The organism is Novosphingobium sp. 17-62-19 (assembly GCF_002256775.1).
Lineage (GTDB): Bacteria > Pseudomonadota > Alphaproteobacteria > Sphingomonadales > Sphingomonadaceae > Novosphingobium.
Window position 1 is genome coordinate 1 of sequence record NZ_NCII01000071.1, and the last position, 17189, is coordinate 17189.

The following is a 17189-nucleotide window of genomic DNA, read 5'->3' on the forward strand; positions in this document are numbered from 1 at the left end:
CGCGCTGGCGCTGTTCAACGATGGCACGCTGGAAAAGTACGGCGTGCAGATGATCGGTGCCGATGCCGATGCGATCGACAAGGCCGAGGACCGCCAGCGTTTCCGCGATGCGATGGACAAGATCGGGCTGGAATCGGCGCGTTCGGGCGTGGCGCATTCGGTTGAGGAAGCGCTGGCCATTCTGGAGCGCACCGGCCTGCCAGCAATCATCCGCCCCAGCTTTACGATGGGCGGCACCGGCGGCGGCATTGCCTATAACAAGGACGAATTCGTCAAGATCGTGAAGGGCGGCCTTGAAGCTTCCCCCACCACCGAAGTGCTGATCGATGAATCGCTGCTGGGGTGGAAAGAATACGAGATGGAGGTTGTTCGCGACAAGAACGACAACTGCATCATCATCTGCTCCATCGAAAACGTCGATCCGATGGGCGTCCACACCGGGGATTCGATCACGGTCGCCCCGGCGCTGACGCTGACCGACAAGGAATACCAGATCATGCGCAACGCCAGCATCGCGGTGCTGCGCGAGATCGGCGTGGAAACTGGCGGTTCGAACGTCCAGTTCGCGGTGAACCCCGCCGATGGCCGCATGATCGTGATCGAGATGAACCCGCGCGTGTCGCGCTCGTCCGCGCTGGCATCGAAGGCCACGGGCTTCCCGATTGCCAAGGTCGCGGCAAAGCTGGCCGTGGGCTACACGCTAGACGAGATCATGAACGACATCACCGGGGCCACCCCGGCAGCGTTCGAACCGACGCTGGATTATGTCGTGACCAAGATCCCGCGCTTCGCCTTTGAAAAGTTCAAGGGCGCCGAAAACAACCTTGGCACGGCGATGAAGTCTGTCGGCGAAGTCATGGCGATTGGCCGCAACTTCAAGGAATCGATGCAGAAGGCCCTGCGCGGGCTGGAAACGGGCCTCGACGGCTTCAACCGCGTGGTCGAACTGGAAGGCGCAAGCCGCGACCAGATCACCGCCGCGCTGAGCAAGGCGACGCCGGACCGCATCCTCGCCATCGCACAAGCCTTCCGCGAAGGCTTTACGGTGGATGAGATCAACGCGATCACCAAGTACGAACCGTGGTTCCTGCGCCAGATCTGCGAGATCATCGACGAGGAGAAGAAGGTTCAGGAAGTGGGCCTGCCCAACGACACTGCAGGCTTGCGCCGGTTGAAAGCAATGGGCTTTTCCGACAAGCGCCTCGCCACGCTGGCCGTGCGCGGCATCGGCGTTGCAGGCGGGATGGGTGAGACGCAGGCCAAGCGTTCCGGCCTGCTGCACGATGTGCTTTCCGCGATGGCCGGGGCCACCAGCGAAGCCGAAGTGCGCGCGCTGCGGCACAAGCTGGGCGTGCGCCCGGTGTTCAAGCGCATCGACAGCTGCGCGGCCGAGTTCGAGGCGGTGACGCCCTACATGTACTCGACCTATGAAAGCGGCTTGTTCGGCGAACCGGAGAACGAATCCGCGCCGACCGACCGGAAAAAGATCGTCATTCTCGGCGGCGGGCCGAACCGCATCGGGCAGGGCATCGAGTTCGACTACTGCTGCTGCCACGCCTGCTATGCGCTGGGCGATGCGGGTTTTGAGACCATCATGGTCAACTGCAACCCGGAAACGGTTTCAACCGACTACGATACGTCAGACCGCCTCTATTTCGAGCCGCTGACGGCTGAAGACGTTCTCGAAATCCTTGAACTGGAACAGTCGAACGGTGAACTGGTTGGCGTGATCGTGCAGTTCGGTGGGCAGACCCCGCTGAAGCTGGCGCAGGCGCTGCAGGATGCGGGCATTCCGATCCTTGGTACCAGCCCGGACTCCATCGACCTTGCCGAAGACCGCGAGCGCTTCGCCGCGCTCGTTGCCAAGCTGGGCCTCAAGCAGCCGATGAACGGCATTGCGCGGAGCCGTGATGAAGCCGTCGCCGTGGCCAACCGCATCGGTTATCCGGTGCTGATGCGCCCAAGCTACGTGCTGGGTGGCCGCGCTATGGAAATCGTCGACAGTCAGGCGCAGCTTGACGATTATATCACCACCGCCGTGCAGGTATCGGGCGACAGTCCGGTGCTGATCGACCAGTATCTGCGCGACGCCATCGAATGCGATGTCGATGCACTGGCCGATGGCACCGACGTGACCGTTGCCGGCGTCATGCAGCACATTGAAGAAGCGGGCATCCATTCGGGTGACAGTGCCTGCACGTTGCCGCCCTACAGCCTCTCGCCCGAAATCATCGCCGAGATGGAGCGTCAAGCCATTCTGTTGGCACGGGGCCTGAACGTGCGCGGGCTGATGAACATCCAGTTCGCGATCAAGGACGGCGAAGTCTACCTGATCGAGGTGAACCCGCGCGCCAGCCGCACCGTGCCTTTCGTGGCCAAGGCCGTGGGTACACCCATCGCCAAGTTTGCCGCGCGGATCATGGCGGGCGAAAAGCTGGCCGATCTTCCTCCAGTAAAGCGGGAGATCGACTACATGGCGGTCAAGGAAGCGGTGTTCCCGTTCGCCCGCTTCCCCGGCGTCGATCCGGTGCTTTCGCCCGAAATGAAGTCTACCGGCGAAGTCATGGGGATCGACAGCACCTTTGCGGTGGCTTTCGCCAAGTCGCAGTTGGGTGCAGGGACCAAGCTGCCGCAGGGGGGCACGCTGTTCGTGTCGGTCAAGGACAGCGACAAGACGATGGTCCTGCCCGCCGTGCGCAAGCTGAGTGAGATGGGCTTCAAGATCGTCGCCACCGGTGGAACCGCGCGTTACCTTGCCGATGCGGGTGTGATCGTTGAGCGCGTGAACAAGGTAGCCGAGGGCCGTCCGCATATTGTGGACCGGATCATCGATGGTGAAATCGGCTTCATCTTCAACACCACCGAAGGCTGGCAGAGCCACAAGGACTCCGCCTCGATCCGCGCTTCGGCGTTAGCAGCGCGGGTGCCTTACTTTACAACGGCGGCTGCGTCGGTCGCCGCTGTGGAAGCAATTGCGGCACTTCGGACCACTGAACTTGAAGTGCGTTCATTGCAGGACTATTATAGCTGAACCTTTTAATCCCCCGGTATCGTCAACATGGTGGTCCGGCTCGGCGCATTCGGCGTCGGTCGGTGGGGGCAGGTTTTCCCTTGGAAGCCCTAGCGGCAGCCACGGGGGCAGGACAGGAAAGAGACTGACGGATGGCGAGTGTGGAAAAGCTGCCAATGCTTGCAGCAGGCTACGAACGCCTGACAGCCGAATTGAAAGCACTGCGCGAAGAGCGCCCGCTGATTGTCGATGCGATCGAGGAAGCGCGCGCCCACGGCGACTTGTCTGAAAACGCCGAATATCATGCGGCGAAGGAACGCCAGGGGCAGGTAGAGGCGTCAATCGGCGACCTTGAAGACCGTGTCAGCCGCGCGCAGATCATCGATCCAACCACGCTTTCGGGTGACAAGATCATCTTCGGCGCGACGGTGACGTTGCTGGATGATGATGACAAGCCGGTGAAATACCAGATCGTCGGCCCTTACGAGGCAGACGCGAAGCAGGGCATGATCAGTTATAACTCGCCGCTGGGCAAGGCATTGATCGGCCGCAAGGTGGACGAAGAGATCGAAGTGACGGTCCCTTCGGGCGACAAGTTCTATCAGGTGAAGAAGATCGAATTCATCTGAGGTAACTGCTATAATACATTGAAAAAGGCCCCGGATCACTCCGGGGCCTTTTTCGTATCCGCATCAGCCCTTGGGCAGATCCGGCTCAAGCAATCGGTGCATATGCACGATCACATAGCGCATCTCGGCATCATCCACCGTCCGTTGTGCGGCACTGCGCCAAGCTTCTTCGGCAGTGGCGTAGTCAGGGAACACGCCTACGACATCAACGGCTTTCAGATCGACAAATTCGAGGCCTTGCGGATCTTTGACCCGCCCGCCCATAACGAGATGCAGCTTTTGCATTGGCAACTTTCCTTTGGGGAGGATTCATATGTGCCACTGACAAAAAGTGCAGCCCTGCGCAAGTCGCGTAACGTCGTATTCGGGGGCGAATCCGGGCTGAACGCGGCCTTGTCGATCAGTGCTTGATGCGTGCGGTCAGCTCATTCACCTTGCGCAGCGCCGCTTCGCTGGCTTCCAAAGCAGCTGAACGTGCGATTTCGGCAAAGTCGATTACTTTGTGCCCGGCATCCTTGCCACCTTCGGCAATCTTCCCGCCAACGGTGCCACCTACTTCTTCAACCTTGTGCAAACCTTCTCGACCAACCTCACGCGCGCGGGTGGCGTAATCGAGCGCCATTTTGCCGGCGACAGTTGCCAGTCCTGCCGCGCTCTTGCGCAGGCTACCTGCTGCGTCTTCCACTTTGCCACTGCGGCCACGGAATGATGGCAGCGCCTTGGCTACCAGCGCGCCGAGCAGGATGCCCGCCGCCACCGAAGCGACAGGATGCTCTTCGATCAGGCTTTTCACCGTCTGTACCGGCTTTGCGTTCGCAGTACGCTCAGCAAGGCGGTTTTTGGCCGCGTCAACCTTGTCACGAAGGGTTTCGGTTTCGATCGGGGTGATGTCGTGTTCCATTTCAATCTCCGGTTCGAACCTTGTCCGACAGCCACCCTGCAAACTGCTGCAACGGTTCCCGCAGGAACCACGCCACAAGTGCGGCAAGGGTAGCGCCGATCACGGCCTTGTTCTCGCCAGCAATTTCGCGGGCGGTGTCGATCATCTCAACGGCTTCACCGACCGCACGTTCCTTCATTCTGCCCGGAGAAGTTTCCTGCTTGACGATTTCGAGGTTGCCCTTGAACACGGCCAGCGCATCGTCACGCAGCGCGCGGGCAACGGCAAGTTTTTGTTGATCGCTCATGCGCTAGTCGCTCCGCCGCTCAAAGCTGCCTTGGCGCGGCTCATACGCCTGATAGCAAGCAGGAGGCACACGCCCGACAGAATTGCCAGCACGCCACCGACAATTGCCAGCGCTCCCCAAACACCGACCATAGCAGCCAGCGCCAGCAGAAGGCCAACGACCAGCGCGAGCAGCGTGAAGAAGCCAAACGCGAGGCCTAAGACGAGCAGCACGGCAATCGACTTCGCCTGACCCAGGCTATATGCAGCCTGCGCCTTGCGATAGGCGATTTCCGCTTCGACCAGCGTTTGCCCGTCTTCGATCAGCGCCTTGATTGCGCCGCCCACGCCTTCATCGGGCCTGTCTTCAATCGGCGGGGCGGCATTTTGTGTTTCGGTATCGGTCATCAGGCTGAAACGGCCTCCTTTCCGGGGCCGTCAGTCTTCCGAACGGCCCGAGAGCAGCTTGGCAATCGCAAACCCGGCCACAGCGGCAACGCCGATGGCAACGCCGGGACTTTTCTTCACGAAATCCTTCACATCGTCGCCCAGTTCGCCCAAGTCCTTGGCCTCAAGCTTGGCGGCGGCTTCCTGAATTGAGCGCGCGGCGCTGCGGGCATAATCGCCGTATTGCACGCCCAGCTTTTCGTCGATGGTCGGCGCAGTTTCAGAGATGGTCTTGCCCAGTGTGGTCAGCGCATCGCTTGCACGCGCCTTGCCTTCGACGGCAAGCACAGCGCCTTTTTCCTTGGCCTGCCCGGCATAGACCTTTGCTTCATCCACCCAGTCAGACGTCGTTCCGCTGACCTTGGCTTTATACGCCGCGCCTTTCTCCAAAGCCTCACCCTTCAGCGCTTCGGCTCCAGCCTTGGCTTCCTCGATTGCCTTGCTGAACCGGCCCTTGGCGTTTTCCGTCGTCTCGGTAACGGCAGGAGCGACGGCAGCGATTGCCTCGTCGATCTTCTTCTTGGCGGCGCGCTTTTTCGGTGCGTCGGCGGGGGGCATCGTGGTGTCGGCCATGTCTTGTTTCCCTTCGGCAGTTCGCGCGTATGTTTCGCCCTCGATATGGGCGGTCTTTGCCATCTTGCTAGACCCAAGGCTTGGTTTGCAAGAGCCTTGGGGCACAAGTTGGACCGTATAGGTATGTTGCACTGCAAACGCGGCTTGCCTGCTACGGTTCCACTCGATAGGAGCCGCGCCAAACCTTGGCGCCGATTGTGCCGCCACAAAGCAGGGAGCAGACCATGACTGCGATCATCGACATCCATGCGCGTGAAATCCTCGACAGCCGTGGCAACCCCACTGTTGAAGTCGACATCCTGCTCGAAGACGGCAGCTTTGGCCGTGCCGCCGTGCCTTCCGGTGCTTCAACCGGCGCGCACGAAGCAGTGGAACTGCGTGATGGCGACAAAGCCCGCTATCTTGGAAAGGGTGTGACCAAGGCCGTTACTGCAGTGAACTCCGACATCGCCGAAGCGATCCTCGGGCTCGATGCCGAAGACCAGCGCGATATCGATTTCGCCATGATCGAACTCGACGGTACCGAAAACAAGAGCCGCCTTGGTGCCAATGCTATCCTCGGTGTCAGCCTTGCTGTGGCCAAAGCTGCAGCCGACGCGCGCGGGATGCCGCTTTACAGCTATGTCGGTGGCGTTTCTGCCCACGTGCTACCGGTGCCGATGATGAACATCATCAATGGCGGCGAACATGCTGACAATCCGATCGATTTTCAGGAATTCATGATCATGCCGGTCGGTGCGCCGTCGCTGGCCGAAGCCGTGCGTTGGGGTGCAGAAATCTTTCACACGCTGAAGAAGGGGCTTCAGGAGAAGGGGCTCAACACCTCGGTTGGCGATGAAGGCGGCTTTGCACCAAACCTTGCCAGCACGCGCGATGCGCTCGATTTTATCATGGCCTCGGTTGAGAAGGCCGGGTTCAAGCCCGGCACCGACATCATGCTCGCACTCGATTGCGCTGCCACCGAATTCTTCAAGGGCGGCAAGTACGAAATCAGCGGCGAAGGCCTTTCGCTCTCGCCCGACGCTATGGCCGATTACCTCGCCGCGCTGTGTGATGCCTACCCGATCATCTCGATCGAAGACGGCATGAGCGAAGACGATTTTGAAGGCTGGGCCGCACTGACCTCAAAGGTCGGAAAGCGTGTTCAGCTGGTCGGCGATGACTTGTTCGTGACCAACCCGCGCCGTCTTGAAATGGGCATTGGCAAGGGCCTCGCCAACTCTTTGCTGGTTAAGGTCAACCAGATCGGCACGCTCACAGAAACGCTGGAAGCGGTCAGTATCGCGCAGCGCAATGGCTACACGGCCGTAATGTCGCACCGTTCGGGTGAGACCGAGGATGCGACCATTGCCGATCTCGCAGTTGCCACCAACTGCGGCCAGATCAAGACAGGTTCGCTCGCTCGGTCTGACCGGCTTGCCAAGTACAACCAGCTCATCCGTATCGAGGAGGAACTGGGTATGTCGGCGCGCTATGCCGGTGCGGCAGCGTTCGGTCGTCTCAACGCCTGATCCCGCAGAAGCGTTAAACGAAAAAGGGCGGCTTCTACAAAGGAGCCGCCCTTTTTTCTTCGATTTGGCAATCTTGGGCTACTGCGCCATACGCAAAGCGGGGGAGTTGATATCCTCGTCACTGCGCAGATCGCCTGCAACGTCAGAAAAGTAGGCGACCATTTTTTCATAACCTTCGGCAGATAGGCGCACGAAGACTCGGCGTGCATCGTTTGAGTCGTTTTCGCGGAGAATCAGGCCTTTATCTTCCAGCACGGTCAACCAGCGCAGGGCCGTGGTGGCGGGGACGGCTGCGCCGATGCACGCGCTCGTCACTGGCAGGCGTTTTCGCTCTTTGGCTGCTATGAACAGGTCGAGCAGAATGTCCCAGGCCGGTTCGCCAAACAGGGCAGGGTCGGCAAAGAGGTCTGTTCGGCGGCGGCGATCGCGGTAAGTTGCGCGCGCAACCTCGGCCCAGACTGGACTGTCCTTAACGCTGTGCGTGGCCGCAAAATCGTCCGTTCGCCCGTCGCCATCACTGGCCTCAAGCTCGTGCGCAATGGCGAGCAATTCGTTGGCCGCGGCGATGAGGCGACGTGCCTTAGTGCGAAGTTGATCCTTGCCCATCCGTTGGCAACCCCCTGTAGCGGTATGCGGGACCGGTGAAGTGTTGGTCTCTGACAATGAAATCAATCAACCGCGTTGATGGGGCCATTCGTGGAGGTCCTAAGTAAAGGTTCGTATATTGTCTGGGTTAAGATTGAAATTGTGTTGGTAACACAACGGAATAGGAGAATTGGCCAGGCCAATATTTCCGGTTTGTCCCACCGTAACGGAGCAAGTTACGGAGAGTTATCTTCGAGTTTAACCCGTTCTGGATTTAACAAATACCGCCACACACCCCACATGTTGACCACAAGCAACGCTCCGTTCTGGATAACGAGCGAAGCAGCATCGTTGGCGATTCCCGAAACGATCCACGAAACTGACACCACCACAAACAGTACGAAGCCCCAACCGGTCGTGCGCCGCCCCCGATCGAGCGCCACCAGCGTTGCGGCGGTGATTGTGCCCAACGCTGCAAACCATTCCAATATGCCGTCCATTCTTGCTGCACTCCGCCATGTTTTCACACTTTGCGATGGCCGAAGGGTGAACCGTGCTCGCTGCAACGCGTTCCTCGCGTAGTGATTTAAACGGTCAATTGAATTGCTCTTCCCAAGCCTGCCGCTGTCTGCCAGCCTGCTTGCCGGAGAGACAAGAATGGCAGATTTTCCGACGCGTCCCGATGAAGTTGATGCCGCGTGGATCGAAACTCAGCTTGCAGATGCGGGCGTTCTTGGTGGTGCGCGCATCGTCTCGGTGGAATGGCAATCCATCGGCACAGGTCAGGTTGGGGATACGGCCCGATTTAAGCTTCAATATTCGGATGACGCGCAACACGCCCCGCGCACTGTCGCTGCCAAGTTCCCTTCGGGCGACGCCACCAGTCGCCAGACCGCCGCTGCATTTTCGCTCTATCGCAAGGAGGTGCTGTTCTACCAGCAAGCCGCCGCGTTGATCACGATGCGTGTCCCGCGCGCTTTTGCTGCCATGATTGACGGCAACGGATGCGATTTCGTGCTGTTGTTCGAGGACCTTGGCCCTTGCCTTGCAGGCAACCAGCTTTCCGGTTGCGCACTGCTTCAGGCAGAACACGCCGTCCGCCAAGCCGCAGCACTCCACGCCCCCACGCTGGAACACCCGCTCCTCGATGCAGACTGGCTGCAACCCGATCCGCAAGCCATTGCATCGCTGCGGAGTCTGTATCCACAGGCGCAGGCCATCTTCCGCGAACGCTACGCAGACAGCCTTGGAGCCGAATTGATGGCTGTATGCGAAGCGCTGAACGACAACCTTGAGCTGTGGTTTGACCGCAAGCACAGCCGTCGCAGTCTTCTGCATGGCGATTTCCGGCTCGACAACATGCTCTTCGATATTGGCGGCGGGGCAGAACCAATTGCATTGGTCGATTGGCAGACCTGCGCCGTGGGCTGTGGCCTGACCGACATCGGATATTTCCTCGGCTGCGGGATCGGTTCCGCGCTTCGCCGCCCGAACGAGGCTGCGCTGCTTGAACTATACTGCGCAGAAATGACACGCCTGGGCGTGCCGCTTACCCGCGACGAAATCTGGGACGATTACTGTATCGGGGCGCTCCACGGTGTTTCGACCGCCGTATTCAGCGCTGCGTTCGTCGTCCGCACCGAACGCGGCGACGCCAACTTTCTATCGATGGCGCGTGGCGCTTGCGAACTCGCGCTCGAACACAACAGCCTGGGCGCACTCAAGCGCCGGATGGAGCACGCCTGATGCTGACCAAAGGTGACGATTTCCCACTGCATCAGACGCCCGAACCGGTCGCCTACGCCGGAACCGATCGTAATTTCTACGATCGCTATTTCTTCAATGGATACGCGCCCGATGGATCAGGTTTCTTCGCGGTCGCGCTGGGAATCTATCCACACCTGAATGTAGCAGACGCACATTTTTCATGCATTCGCAATGGTGTACAATATAATCTTCATGCATCGCGCGAACTTGATATGGAGCGCATGAATCTGACGGTTGGCCCTGTCAGCATTGAGGTGATCGAACCGCTCCAATCCCTGCGCGTTCGCATTAATGGTGAAGGACTGTCTGCTGATCTGACTTTTACCGGTCGAGCTTTTCCGATTGAGGAGCCGCGATTCACCTATCGCATCGGGCCGCGCACATTCATGGACTACACGCGCCTGACGCAGAACGGACACTACACAGGCTGGATCGAAGTTGATGGCGAGCGGCACGATCTTGTGCCCGGGACGGTCGGCACCAGAGATCGGAGTTGGGGCGTCCGTCCCGTCGGTGCATCAGATACCCAGCCGCATGGCCACGGAGTTGTCAGCAGCTTTTTCTGGCAATGGACCCCGGTCAACCTGCCTACACGCAGCCTATTTTTTCATGTCAATGCGGATCGCCATGGCGCACCGTGGAATACCCGCTCCGTGATCGCACCGGACGGGGCAGGGCATGACGGCTTCCTCGAAACGCCCTCCGCCGCCATGGAATCGCCAATGCAACCCGGCACGCGCTGGCCATCAGGGGGAACGCTGACTGTCCAATGCGCGAAAGGGCCGCTCACACTGACGTTCGAGCCACTGCAGCGCTTTCAAATGCGCGGCCTCGGCTACACCAGTCCAAAGTGGGGCCATGGTATGTACCATGGCCCACTTGTGGTCGACCGTGAGGATGTGGTCCTCGCCGATCTCGATCCGATGGCCCCCACGCTCGAAAATCTGCATGTGCAGATGATCTCGCGCGTGACCACCAGCGACGGCGAGGTCGGAATAGGAGGGTTCGAACAGCTCGTGATCGGCCCTTACACGCCGTGGGGCCTCACAGAGTATTTCGACGCGGGCTAGTCGCTTACGCCCAGCGTTCGCGCAGCGCCAGCAGCGCCATCGCCGCCTTGGCTGCTTCGCCACCCTTGTCCTTCTGCGCCGGGTCGGCGCGAACGATAGCCTGGGCCTCGTTCTCAACGGTCAGAATGCCATTACCAATGGCCACGCCGTCCATGGTCAAGGCCATGATGCCGCGCGCGCTTTCGCCTGCCACGATTTCGAAGTGATAGGTCTCGCCCCGGATTACCACGCCGATGGCAGCGAAGCCGTCAAAATCGCCGGATTCGTCGGCCAAGGCAATTGCGCCTGGTATTTCGAGCGCACCTGGCACCGTGATTACTTCGGCCTTGTGGCCGGCCGCTTCCAGTGTCGCTTTTGCCCCTGCGATGAGCATGTCGTTGAGGTGGTCATAAAAGCGGGCTTCGACGATAAGGAACTTGGCCATGGGTATCGGTCCTTGGGATATCGGTAAGTAGTTTTCGCACACACAGGTGAGCGTCTTGTGTGCCGCTCTACTGCCACTGCGCGCACATTGCCACGGTAATGAGTCGCAGATTTGCGCAGCTAAAGCAGCGAGCGGAATGCAGTGATTCGTCATTTGCACAGTAAAACGTCGCACTCAAGGCTTAGTATCACATCTTGATGTCATGCATTTTCATGCGTTCATCGCCAAAATGGTCACATCTGCAACGTCCTTCCCTTACGGAAACCCCTATTTTTAATTATCCGGTTGACAAAGATTCAGTCTGGATATGTCCTGTAGTTCAGGCAACCCGCGGTGAATGACGGGTGCCGCTGGAGAGAGAGGTCTGAGCTATGAGGGGCAAGCTTTCCCTGATGGTTGGCGTATGTTTCGCCGCCGTATCCGCACCCGTGTTCGCACAGGAAGCACCGCAATCTGCCGACGACAATTTCGGTCTTGAGGAAATTATCGTTACCGCACAGCGACAGGCACAGCGCCTGCAGGATGTGCCAATCGCCGTAAGCGCCTTTTCTCCCGAAGCTCTCGACAAGCAGCAGATCCGCAACACGCTCGATCTGCAACTGTCCCTGCCAAACATTACTTTCACCAAGACGAACTTCACGTCGTCAAGCTTTACCATCCGTGGTGTCGGCGATCTTTGCACGGGCGTGACCTGCGATCAGGCCACTGCAATCCACCTTAACGACTCCCCGCTTTTCGCCACTCGCCTGTTCGAAGGCGAATTCTACGATCTGGCACAAGTGCAGGTTCTACGCGGTCCGCAGGGTACATTGTTCGGACGCAATGCAACGTCGGGTGTTGTCGATCTCATTACGGCCAAGCCCGATCTCAGCGCCTTTGGTGCGTCCGGCGATGCTGAATACGGGAACTACGATTCGGTCCGGTTGCGTGGCATGGTCAACCTGCCGCTGACCGATAGTCTCGGTGTGCGACTGGCCGGATTCTATCTGAACCGCGATGGCTATACCAAGAACCTGTTCGACAATTCGCGGATTGATGACCGCAATATGTACAGCATTCGCGGTTCACTGCGTTTCGAGCCGGGCACCGGCACCACAATCGACATCATGGGCCAGTACTTCCACGAGCGCGACAAGCGTATGCGCATCCAGAAGCAGGTCTGCCAGCCAGATCCAACCGGTGTGCTGGGCTGCCTCAACGCCAACTTGCCCTATGGTACCACCAACGGGAACTCGACTCTCGCCTCGGTCCTTGGCTCGCGTGAATTCTTTGCCATTCGCGGCCTGCCCACGGCATTCGCTTCGGGCAGCGTCTATGGCACAGATACTTACTCGGGCGTGGTCAATCCGGCCGATCCCCGCGTAGTCAATACTGATACAAATCCAAGCTACTTCACCGAGGAACTGATCGTCGTCGGTTCGTGGGATCAGGAACTGGGCGGTGGTCTCAACCTCAAGCTGACTGGCAATTATCAGGACGTAAAGGTTGATTCCAGTCAGGATTACAACAACTCGGTGCAAAGTCGCGCGCTGATCCAGCCATCGCTCAACACGCTTGCTGCTGCGCAGGCCGGCCTGCTAGGCGCAGGTCTGCAAAGCTACCTCGGCCCGGTTGCCGCAGCACTTATTCCCAATGGACCTGCCGGCGTACTTTGCACCTCTGCGCCTGAAGATTCCGGAACCGGCACTTATGGCGGAAACCGCATATGCGGCATGACCCCGCTCGATTTTGACCGCTCGGTTCAATACAATCGCAGTTGGTCAGCGGAGGCTATCTTCAGCTCCGACTGGGATGGCAAGTTCAACTTCCTGTTGGGCGGTATCTACAGTGACTATTCGCTCAGCGAAAACAGCTACTACGTAAACTCGTTTGGCCTCGATTACTTTACCGGCATCGTTGGCGCATTTTCGGCCCTTGGGGCCGGGGCGCCGCCATCGTATCTGGGAACACCGTTCTTCGGCAACAATTCGGACCAGCTCAATATCAAGAGCTACGGCATTTTCGGTGAGGCCTATTACAAGTTCGATGATCGGGTGAAGCTGACCTTGGGCCTGCGTTACAACAACGATGATAAGAAGATCCGCGCACGCACATCGTTCGCAAACTTCCTTGTCCCGCATGGTTCAACCGATGCTTTCAATTCGCCTTTTGCTGGTGGCTTCGATGCCGACCCAAGCCTGGCCGGCAACCAGCCATTCCAGAACCGCAATGCGAAATTCAAGGAAATCACCGGGCGCGCCGTGCTTGATTTTCAGGTCACGCCAGACAATCTCGTGTATCTTTCCTACTCGCGCGGGTACAAGTCGGGCGGCATCAACCCGCCGCTTTCACCAATCTTCACCGTGCCTGAATCGTTCAACCCTGAATTCATCGATGCCTTTGAAATCGGCTCGAAGAACCAGTTTGGCGCGCTGACGCTCAACCTCACCGGCTTCTACTACAAGTACAAGGGCCTCCAGCTTTCGCGCATCGTTGCCCGCACCTCGGTCAACGACAACGTGAACGCCAACATCTGGGGGCTCGAAGCCGAAGCCGTGATGCGGCCCGTCCGCGGGATGACGGTCAATGTTTCGGCCAGCTATTTGAACTCCAAGGTTTCCGAGGACAAGTTCCTTGCCAATCCGCGAGATTTCGGGGCCGGTCGTGCTGATGCGGTTATCATCAAGGACATCACCAATGCGGCAAACTGCGCCGTAGCCTCTACTTCTGGCAGCGTCGCCGGGGTCAATGCTTTCGTCAACACGGCCAATGCACAGATCAATGCTGGTGCCATTCCCGGTGTGGCTGCGGGGGCAGGGCTGCGGCCTACCACCTCGTTTGGGGCCAACAGCGGAATCGCCTCGACTGGCGCCTACAGCATCTGCGCCGCACTTGAAGGCGTTGCAGCGGCAACTGGTGGTGGCGCTCCGTTCGGTGGGGTGCAAATCTTCACTTCGGGCATTCCGGTGAACATCAAGGGCAACCAACTGCCCGGCGCACCGAACTACAAGGTGGCCGGTGGCGCGGAATACGCCATCCCTGTGGGAATGATGACCCTCACGCCGCGTGCCGACTTCATCCTGACCGGCACGTCAACGGGCAGCATCTTCAACGGCAACATCAACCGCATCCCCAGCTACACGCAGGTCAACGCCCAACTCCAGCTTGATGGGCCGGAAAACAAGTGGTTCCTGCGCGGGTTCATTCAGAACGTTGGTAACTCCAACCCGATCACCGGCCTGTATATCACTGACCAGTCCTCGGGCAATTTCACCAACATCTTCACGCTGGAACCGCGCCGCTATGGTGTGGCCGCCGGGTTCAAGTTCTAAACTTTCGACGTCAACCAGACGCGAAACACTCAGCGCCGGAGCCTTCGGGTTCCGGCGTTTCTTTTTAGTCGAATGCGGCCTGCGGCAGTCCGCTGCCGTCATAGACCGGCTGTTTGGCCACGACCTTGTACTTGTCGACCTGCGCCCCGGTCATTCCTGCCTCGGTAAGATAGCCAGCCATCGCCCGGTAGAGCGGCCCGTCGAGATGCTCGGCAAGCGCCGCCACATCTTCCCATTCCTCGAAAACCCAGACGCGCGAGGGCTTGAGAGGGTCGGCGTTCCACACATAGTGGACACACCCGCGCTCTTCATAGGTTGGCAGGATGAATTGGGCGCCGCCGCGCACCACGTCGGCCGCATCTCGGCCTTCGAAATCGATCCAGCCCCACAGGGTTACCCGTTCCATCCACTCGCTCCCATTCTGCTCGCTATGGAAAGCGGTAGGGGAATCGATAGAACCACGGAATTGATCATTCCATCAGGTATGTTGTTGTGGGAAGGTGGTGGACGCACTTGGGCTCGAACCAAGGACCCGCTGATTAAGAGCCATGATCAGAGGGTCCTAGCATGTCCGCATGTGTCCGAAAATGGCGGAATTCTGCGATTCAGAGTCCGCATTGTTCTTGAAATGTTCGCCAGTATCCACTACAAAAAGCTACCTAAGGTAGCAGGTACATATGGCGAACAAAGTAGGTTTGACGGACGCTAAGATCGCAGGATTGAAGGCGCCGGCTGCGGGTCAGATTGAGCTCGCCGATGGTATCGTCCCCGGCCTTAGGCTCCGCATGGGTGCCAGTGGTATCAAGACGTACATTCTGCGCAAGCGGGTTCAGGGCAAGTGGTTGAATGTGACGATCGGACGCCATGGTCCGAGTTTCACCCTGGCCCACGCCCGCAAGAAGGCGCGCGATCTGCTTGTCGATGTCGAGCAGGGCAAGAGCATCGCCAGAAAAGCGGGCGCAAAAAGGAAGGGATCAAGAGGCGTCGGGACAGTCGCGGAGCTCTACGAGACGTACCTTGCTCAGCAGATCGAGGGCAAGAAACGGAGCGCGAGGGAGTTCGATCGGGTCTTCCGAAAGTACATTGAGCCGGAGATTGGAGACCGGCTCGCGGACTCCATTACCCGAAGTGACGTGAGCCGCTTCGTTGAGAAGATTGCGTTCGAGCGGGGCAAGGAAACCCTGACGATGGCGCGCATCGTGTATCGCCATCTTTCGACCTTCTACACGTGGGCGCTCACCAGACTTGAGCATATGCCAGCCAACCCCTGCCGCGATGCGTGGCGCCCGAAGCGGAATGAACCTCGAGATCGTGTACTGAGCGACCGCGAGCTAGCGGCACTATGGCAGTCTGCTGTCGAGGATGGCTATCCATTCGGTCATCTTGTGCAGATGCTTGTCCTTACGGCTCAGCGCCGGGGCGAGGTGCTCGATGCAGCGTGCGACGAGTTCGATTTCAAGGCGAAAGTCTGGACAGTTCCGGGCGACCGAGCGAAAAACGGCAAGGCGAATGTGGTGCCGCTATCCGCGCAGGCCCTGGCAGTCATCACCGAGATATTCATGGCGGCTGGCATCGACCCCGACGAGGCCCACAAGCAATCCCAGATCCTGTTGGCATCGAAGGTCACCAATACGAACAGCGTCAGCGGACTATCGAAGGCCTGGAAGCGGATCAGAGCAAGCGTGGACGAGAAGCTCGGCTATGAGGCCGGTCACTTCACAATGCATGATATTCGACGGACGGTGGCAACCGGACTCCAGCGTCTTGGCATACCCTTGGTGGTTTCTGAGGCGGTCCTCAATCACCAGTCAGGATCAGCTATGGCTGGCGTCGCTGGGGTCTATCACCGTCACCAGTATACCAACGAGAAACGCGAGGCGTTGGCGTTGTGGGGTAAGGAGGTAATGCAGATCGCAGCCAAGTACCCAGCCGAGGCCAAAGACGGCTAATCTCTGGGGGGATCTCACCCGCTACAAAACCACCCAGCCAGAAACCGCAAGACGATGGACCCTGCTCCGGCCATTTCGAGCCGATCGCTAGAAGCGCCAATGGCGAAGGACGTCGCGGACATATCCGGGCGTCTCGCCATTGCGGGGAATGCCGCCTGCGCGTTCTACCGCCCCTGGTCCGGCATTGTAGGCAGCCACCGCGAGGTGAACCACGCCGAACTTGTCGAGCATCTGCCGCAGATACCGCGCAGCGCCGAAGATGTTAGCCATAGGATCGAAGCGATTGAAGACCCCGAGTTCCTTTGCCGTTGCGGGCATCAGCTGCCCAAGCCCCGCAGCGCCTGCCGGACTGACGGCCAAAGGGTTGTAGCGTGATTCCGTCCAAACGAGTGCATCGAGCAGGCCGGCAGGCAGTGAATACTTCGCTTCCGCCGCATAGACGTGGGGCAGATAACTCGCTCGCCTAAAGCCGGATGGGCCAGGTTTGGTCTTGGGTTCGTATCTGTATGGCAGTTTGACCCGACCATTTTGCGGCATCGTCAGTACAGCTGCCGGCTGGTCCTGTGCGGATTGCCAAAGCCCATGCTCAACCAGCTGGAAGCCGTGCGATTCTGCAGCAATCCGGATGCCGTCGGAGTGGTTGGCCGGGGCTGTAGCGCGACGATTACGGTGTCCGGTCGGCGTCAATTTTGATGGCCGATAGGTGGCCGCGCCGGTTGGTGAATTCTGGCTACCATTTGCTGTTGCG

At 59.1% G+C, this 17189-nt stretch carries 17 protein-coding genes and 1 tRNA gene; 7 read left to right on the top strand and 11 right to left on the bottom strand.

The features are described 5' to 3' along the window. Window positions 1-3031, top strand: a 3031-nt coding sequence (gene carB / locus B7X90_RS13055; RefSeq protein WP_292625116.1) for a carbamoyl-phosphate synthase large subunit, incomplete at its 5' end; no start/stop codon positions are given. 131 nt (window positions 3032-3162) lie between these two features. Then, a complete protein-coding gene (gene greA, locus B7X90_RS13060; protein WP_292625118.1) occupies window positions 3163-3639 on the top strand; it encodes a transcription elongation factor GreA in 477 nt (158 codons plus the stop codon). Window positions 3640-3702: 63 nt separating this feature from the next. Here greA and B7X90_RS13065 read toward each other — a convergent pair whose 3' ends face one another. The 5 genes from B7X90_RS13065 to B7X90_RS13085 all read right to left on the bottom strand — a co-directional run bounded on the left by B7X90_RS13065 (window position 3703) and on the right by B7X90_RS13085 (window position 5824). Beyond that, a complete protein-coding gene (locus B7X90_RS13065; RefSeq protein WP_292625119.1) occupies window positions 3703-3924 on the bottom strand; it encodes a DUF4170 domain-containing protein in 222 nt (73 codons plus the stop codon). Between the two features lie 115 nt (window positions 3925-4039). Next, window positions 4040-4540, bottom strand: coding sequence for a hypothetical protein (locus tag B7X90_RS13070; protein WP_292625121.1), 501 nt, complete (start codon window positions 4538-4540; stop codon window positions 4040-4042). A 1-nt stretch (window position 4541) separates the two neighbouring features. Further along, entirely contained in the window at window positions 4542-4826 is a 285-nt protein-coding gene (locus tag B7X90_RS13075; protein WP_292625123.1) for a hypothetical protein, read from the bottom strand. After that, a complete protein-coding gene (locus B7X90_RS13080; protein WP_292625125.1) occupies window positions 4823-5212 on the bottom strand; it encodes a phage holin family protein in 390 nt (129 codons plus the stop codon). The genes B7X90_RS13075 and B7X90_RS13080 overlap by 4 nt, the downstream gene beginning before the upstream one ends. A 30-nt stretch (window positions 5213-5242) precedes the next feature. Beyond that, window positions 5243-5824, bottom strand: a complete 582-nt coding sequence (locus tag B7X90_RS13085) for a hypothetical protein (protein ID WP_292625126.1) — start codon at window positions 5822-5824, stop codon at window positions 5243-5245. 224 nt (window positions 5825-6048) lie between these two features. On the opposite strand from B7X90_RS13085, the gene eno reads away from it, so the two are divergent. Then, window positions 6049-7335, top strand: coding sequence for a phosphopyruvate hydratase (eno, locus tag B7X90_RS13090; RefSeq protein WP_292625127.1), 1287 nt, complete (start codon window positions 6049-6051; stop codon window positions 7333-7335). Between the two features lie 78 nt (window positions 7336-7413). Here the strand turns inward: eno and B7X90_RS13095 are convergent, their stop codons facing one another. Then, a complete protein-coding gene (locus tag B7X90_RS13095) occupies window positions 7414-7941 on the bottom strand; it encodes a MarR family transcriptional regulator (protein WP_292625129.1) in 528 nt (175 codons plus the stop codon). Window positions 7942-8156: 215 nt separating this feature from the next. Then, window positions 8157-8420, bottom strand: coding sequence for a hypothetical protein (locus B7X90_RS13100; protein ID WP_292625131.1), 264 nt, complete (start codon window positions 8418-8420; stop codon window positions 8157-8159). Window positions 8421-8577: 157 nt separating this feature from the next. Between B7X90_RS13100 and B7X90_RS13105 the strand changes: the two genes are divergently transcribed. Together B7X90_RS13105 and B7X90_RS13110 are read left to right on the top strand one after the other, a co-directional pair. Beyond that, window positions 8578-9666: a phosphotransferase gene (locus B7X90_RS13105; protein ID WP_292625132.1), complete on the top strand. Its 1089-nt coding sequence runs from the start codon at window positions 8578-8580 to the stop codon at window positions 9664-9666. After that, window positions 9666-10757, top strand: a complete 1092-nt coding sequence (locus B7X90_RS13110) for a hypothetical protein (RefSeq protein WP_292625134.1) — start codon at window positions 9666-9668, stop codon at window positions 10755-10757. The genes B7X90_RS13105 and B7X90_RS13110 overlap by 1 nt, the downstream gene beginning before the upstream one ends. A 4-nt stretch (window positions 10758-10761) precedes the next feature. On the opposite strand, the gene ribH is transcribed toward B7X90_RS13110, so the two are convergent. After that, window positions 10762-11181 carry a 6,7-dimethyl-8-ribityllumazine synthase gene (gene ribH / locus B7X90_RS13115; RefSeq protein ID WP_292625136.1) on the bottom strand — a complete coding sequence of 140 codons (420 nt, stop codon included), beginning with the start codon at window positions 11179-11181 and terminating at the stop codon, window positions 10762-10764. Window positions 11182-11573: 392 nt separating this feature from the next. Between ribH and B7X90_RS13120 the strand changes: the two genes are divergently transcribed. Next, the gene (locus B7X90_RS13120) at window positions 11574-14492 is read left to right on the top strand and encodes a TonB-dependent receptor (protein WP_292625138.1); all 2919 of its coding nucleotides are present in this window, start codon (window positions 11574-11576) and stop codon (window positions 14490-14492) included. Window positions 14493-14556: 64 nt separating this feature from the next. Here the strand turns inward: B7X90_RS13120 and B7X90_RS13125 are convergent, their stop codons facing one another. Both B7X90_RS13125 and B7X90_RS13130 read right to left on the bottom strand, forming a co-directional pair. Further along, on the bottom strand, window positions 14557-14898 hold the full coding sequence (locus B7X90_RS13125) for an antibiotic biosynthesis monooxygenase (protein ID WP_292625140.1): 342 nt from the start codon (window positions 14896-14898) through the stop codon (window positions 14557-14559). A gap of 95 nt (window positions 14899-14993) precedes the next feature. Next, a tRNA-Ser gene (locus B7X90_RS13130) sits at window positions 14994-15075 on the bottom strand. A gap of 94 nt (window positions 15076-15169) precedes the next feature. On the opposite strand from B7X90_RS13130, the gene B7X90_RS13135 reads away from it, so the two are divergent. After that, window positions 15170-16441 (top strand): site-specific integrase, encoded by a 1272-nt coding sequence (locus tag B7X90_RS13135; protein ID WP_292625142.1) that lies wholly within the window; start codon window positions 15170-15172, stop codon window positions 16439-16441. Between the two features lie 87 nt (window positions 16442-16528). Here B7X90_RS13135 and B7X90_RS13140 read toward each other — a convergent pair whose 3' ends face one another. Continuing rightward, on the bottom strand, window positions 16529-17128 hold the full coding sequence (locus B7X90_RS13140) for a lytic transglycosylase domain-containing protein (RefSeq protein WP_292625144.1): 600 nt from the start codon (window positions 17126-17128) through the stop codon (window positions 16529-16531). Window positions 17129-17189 lie beyond the last annotated feature (61 nt).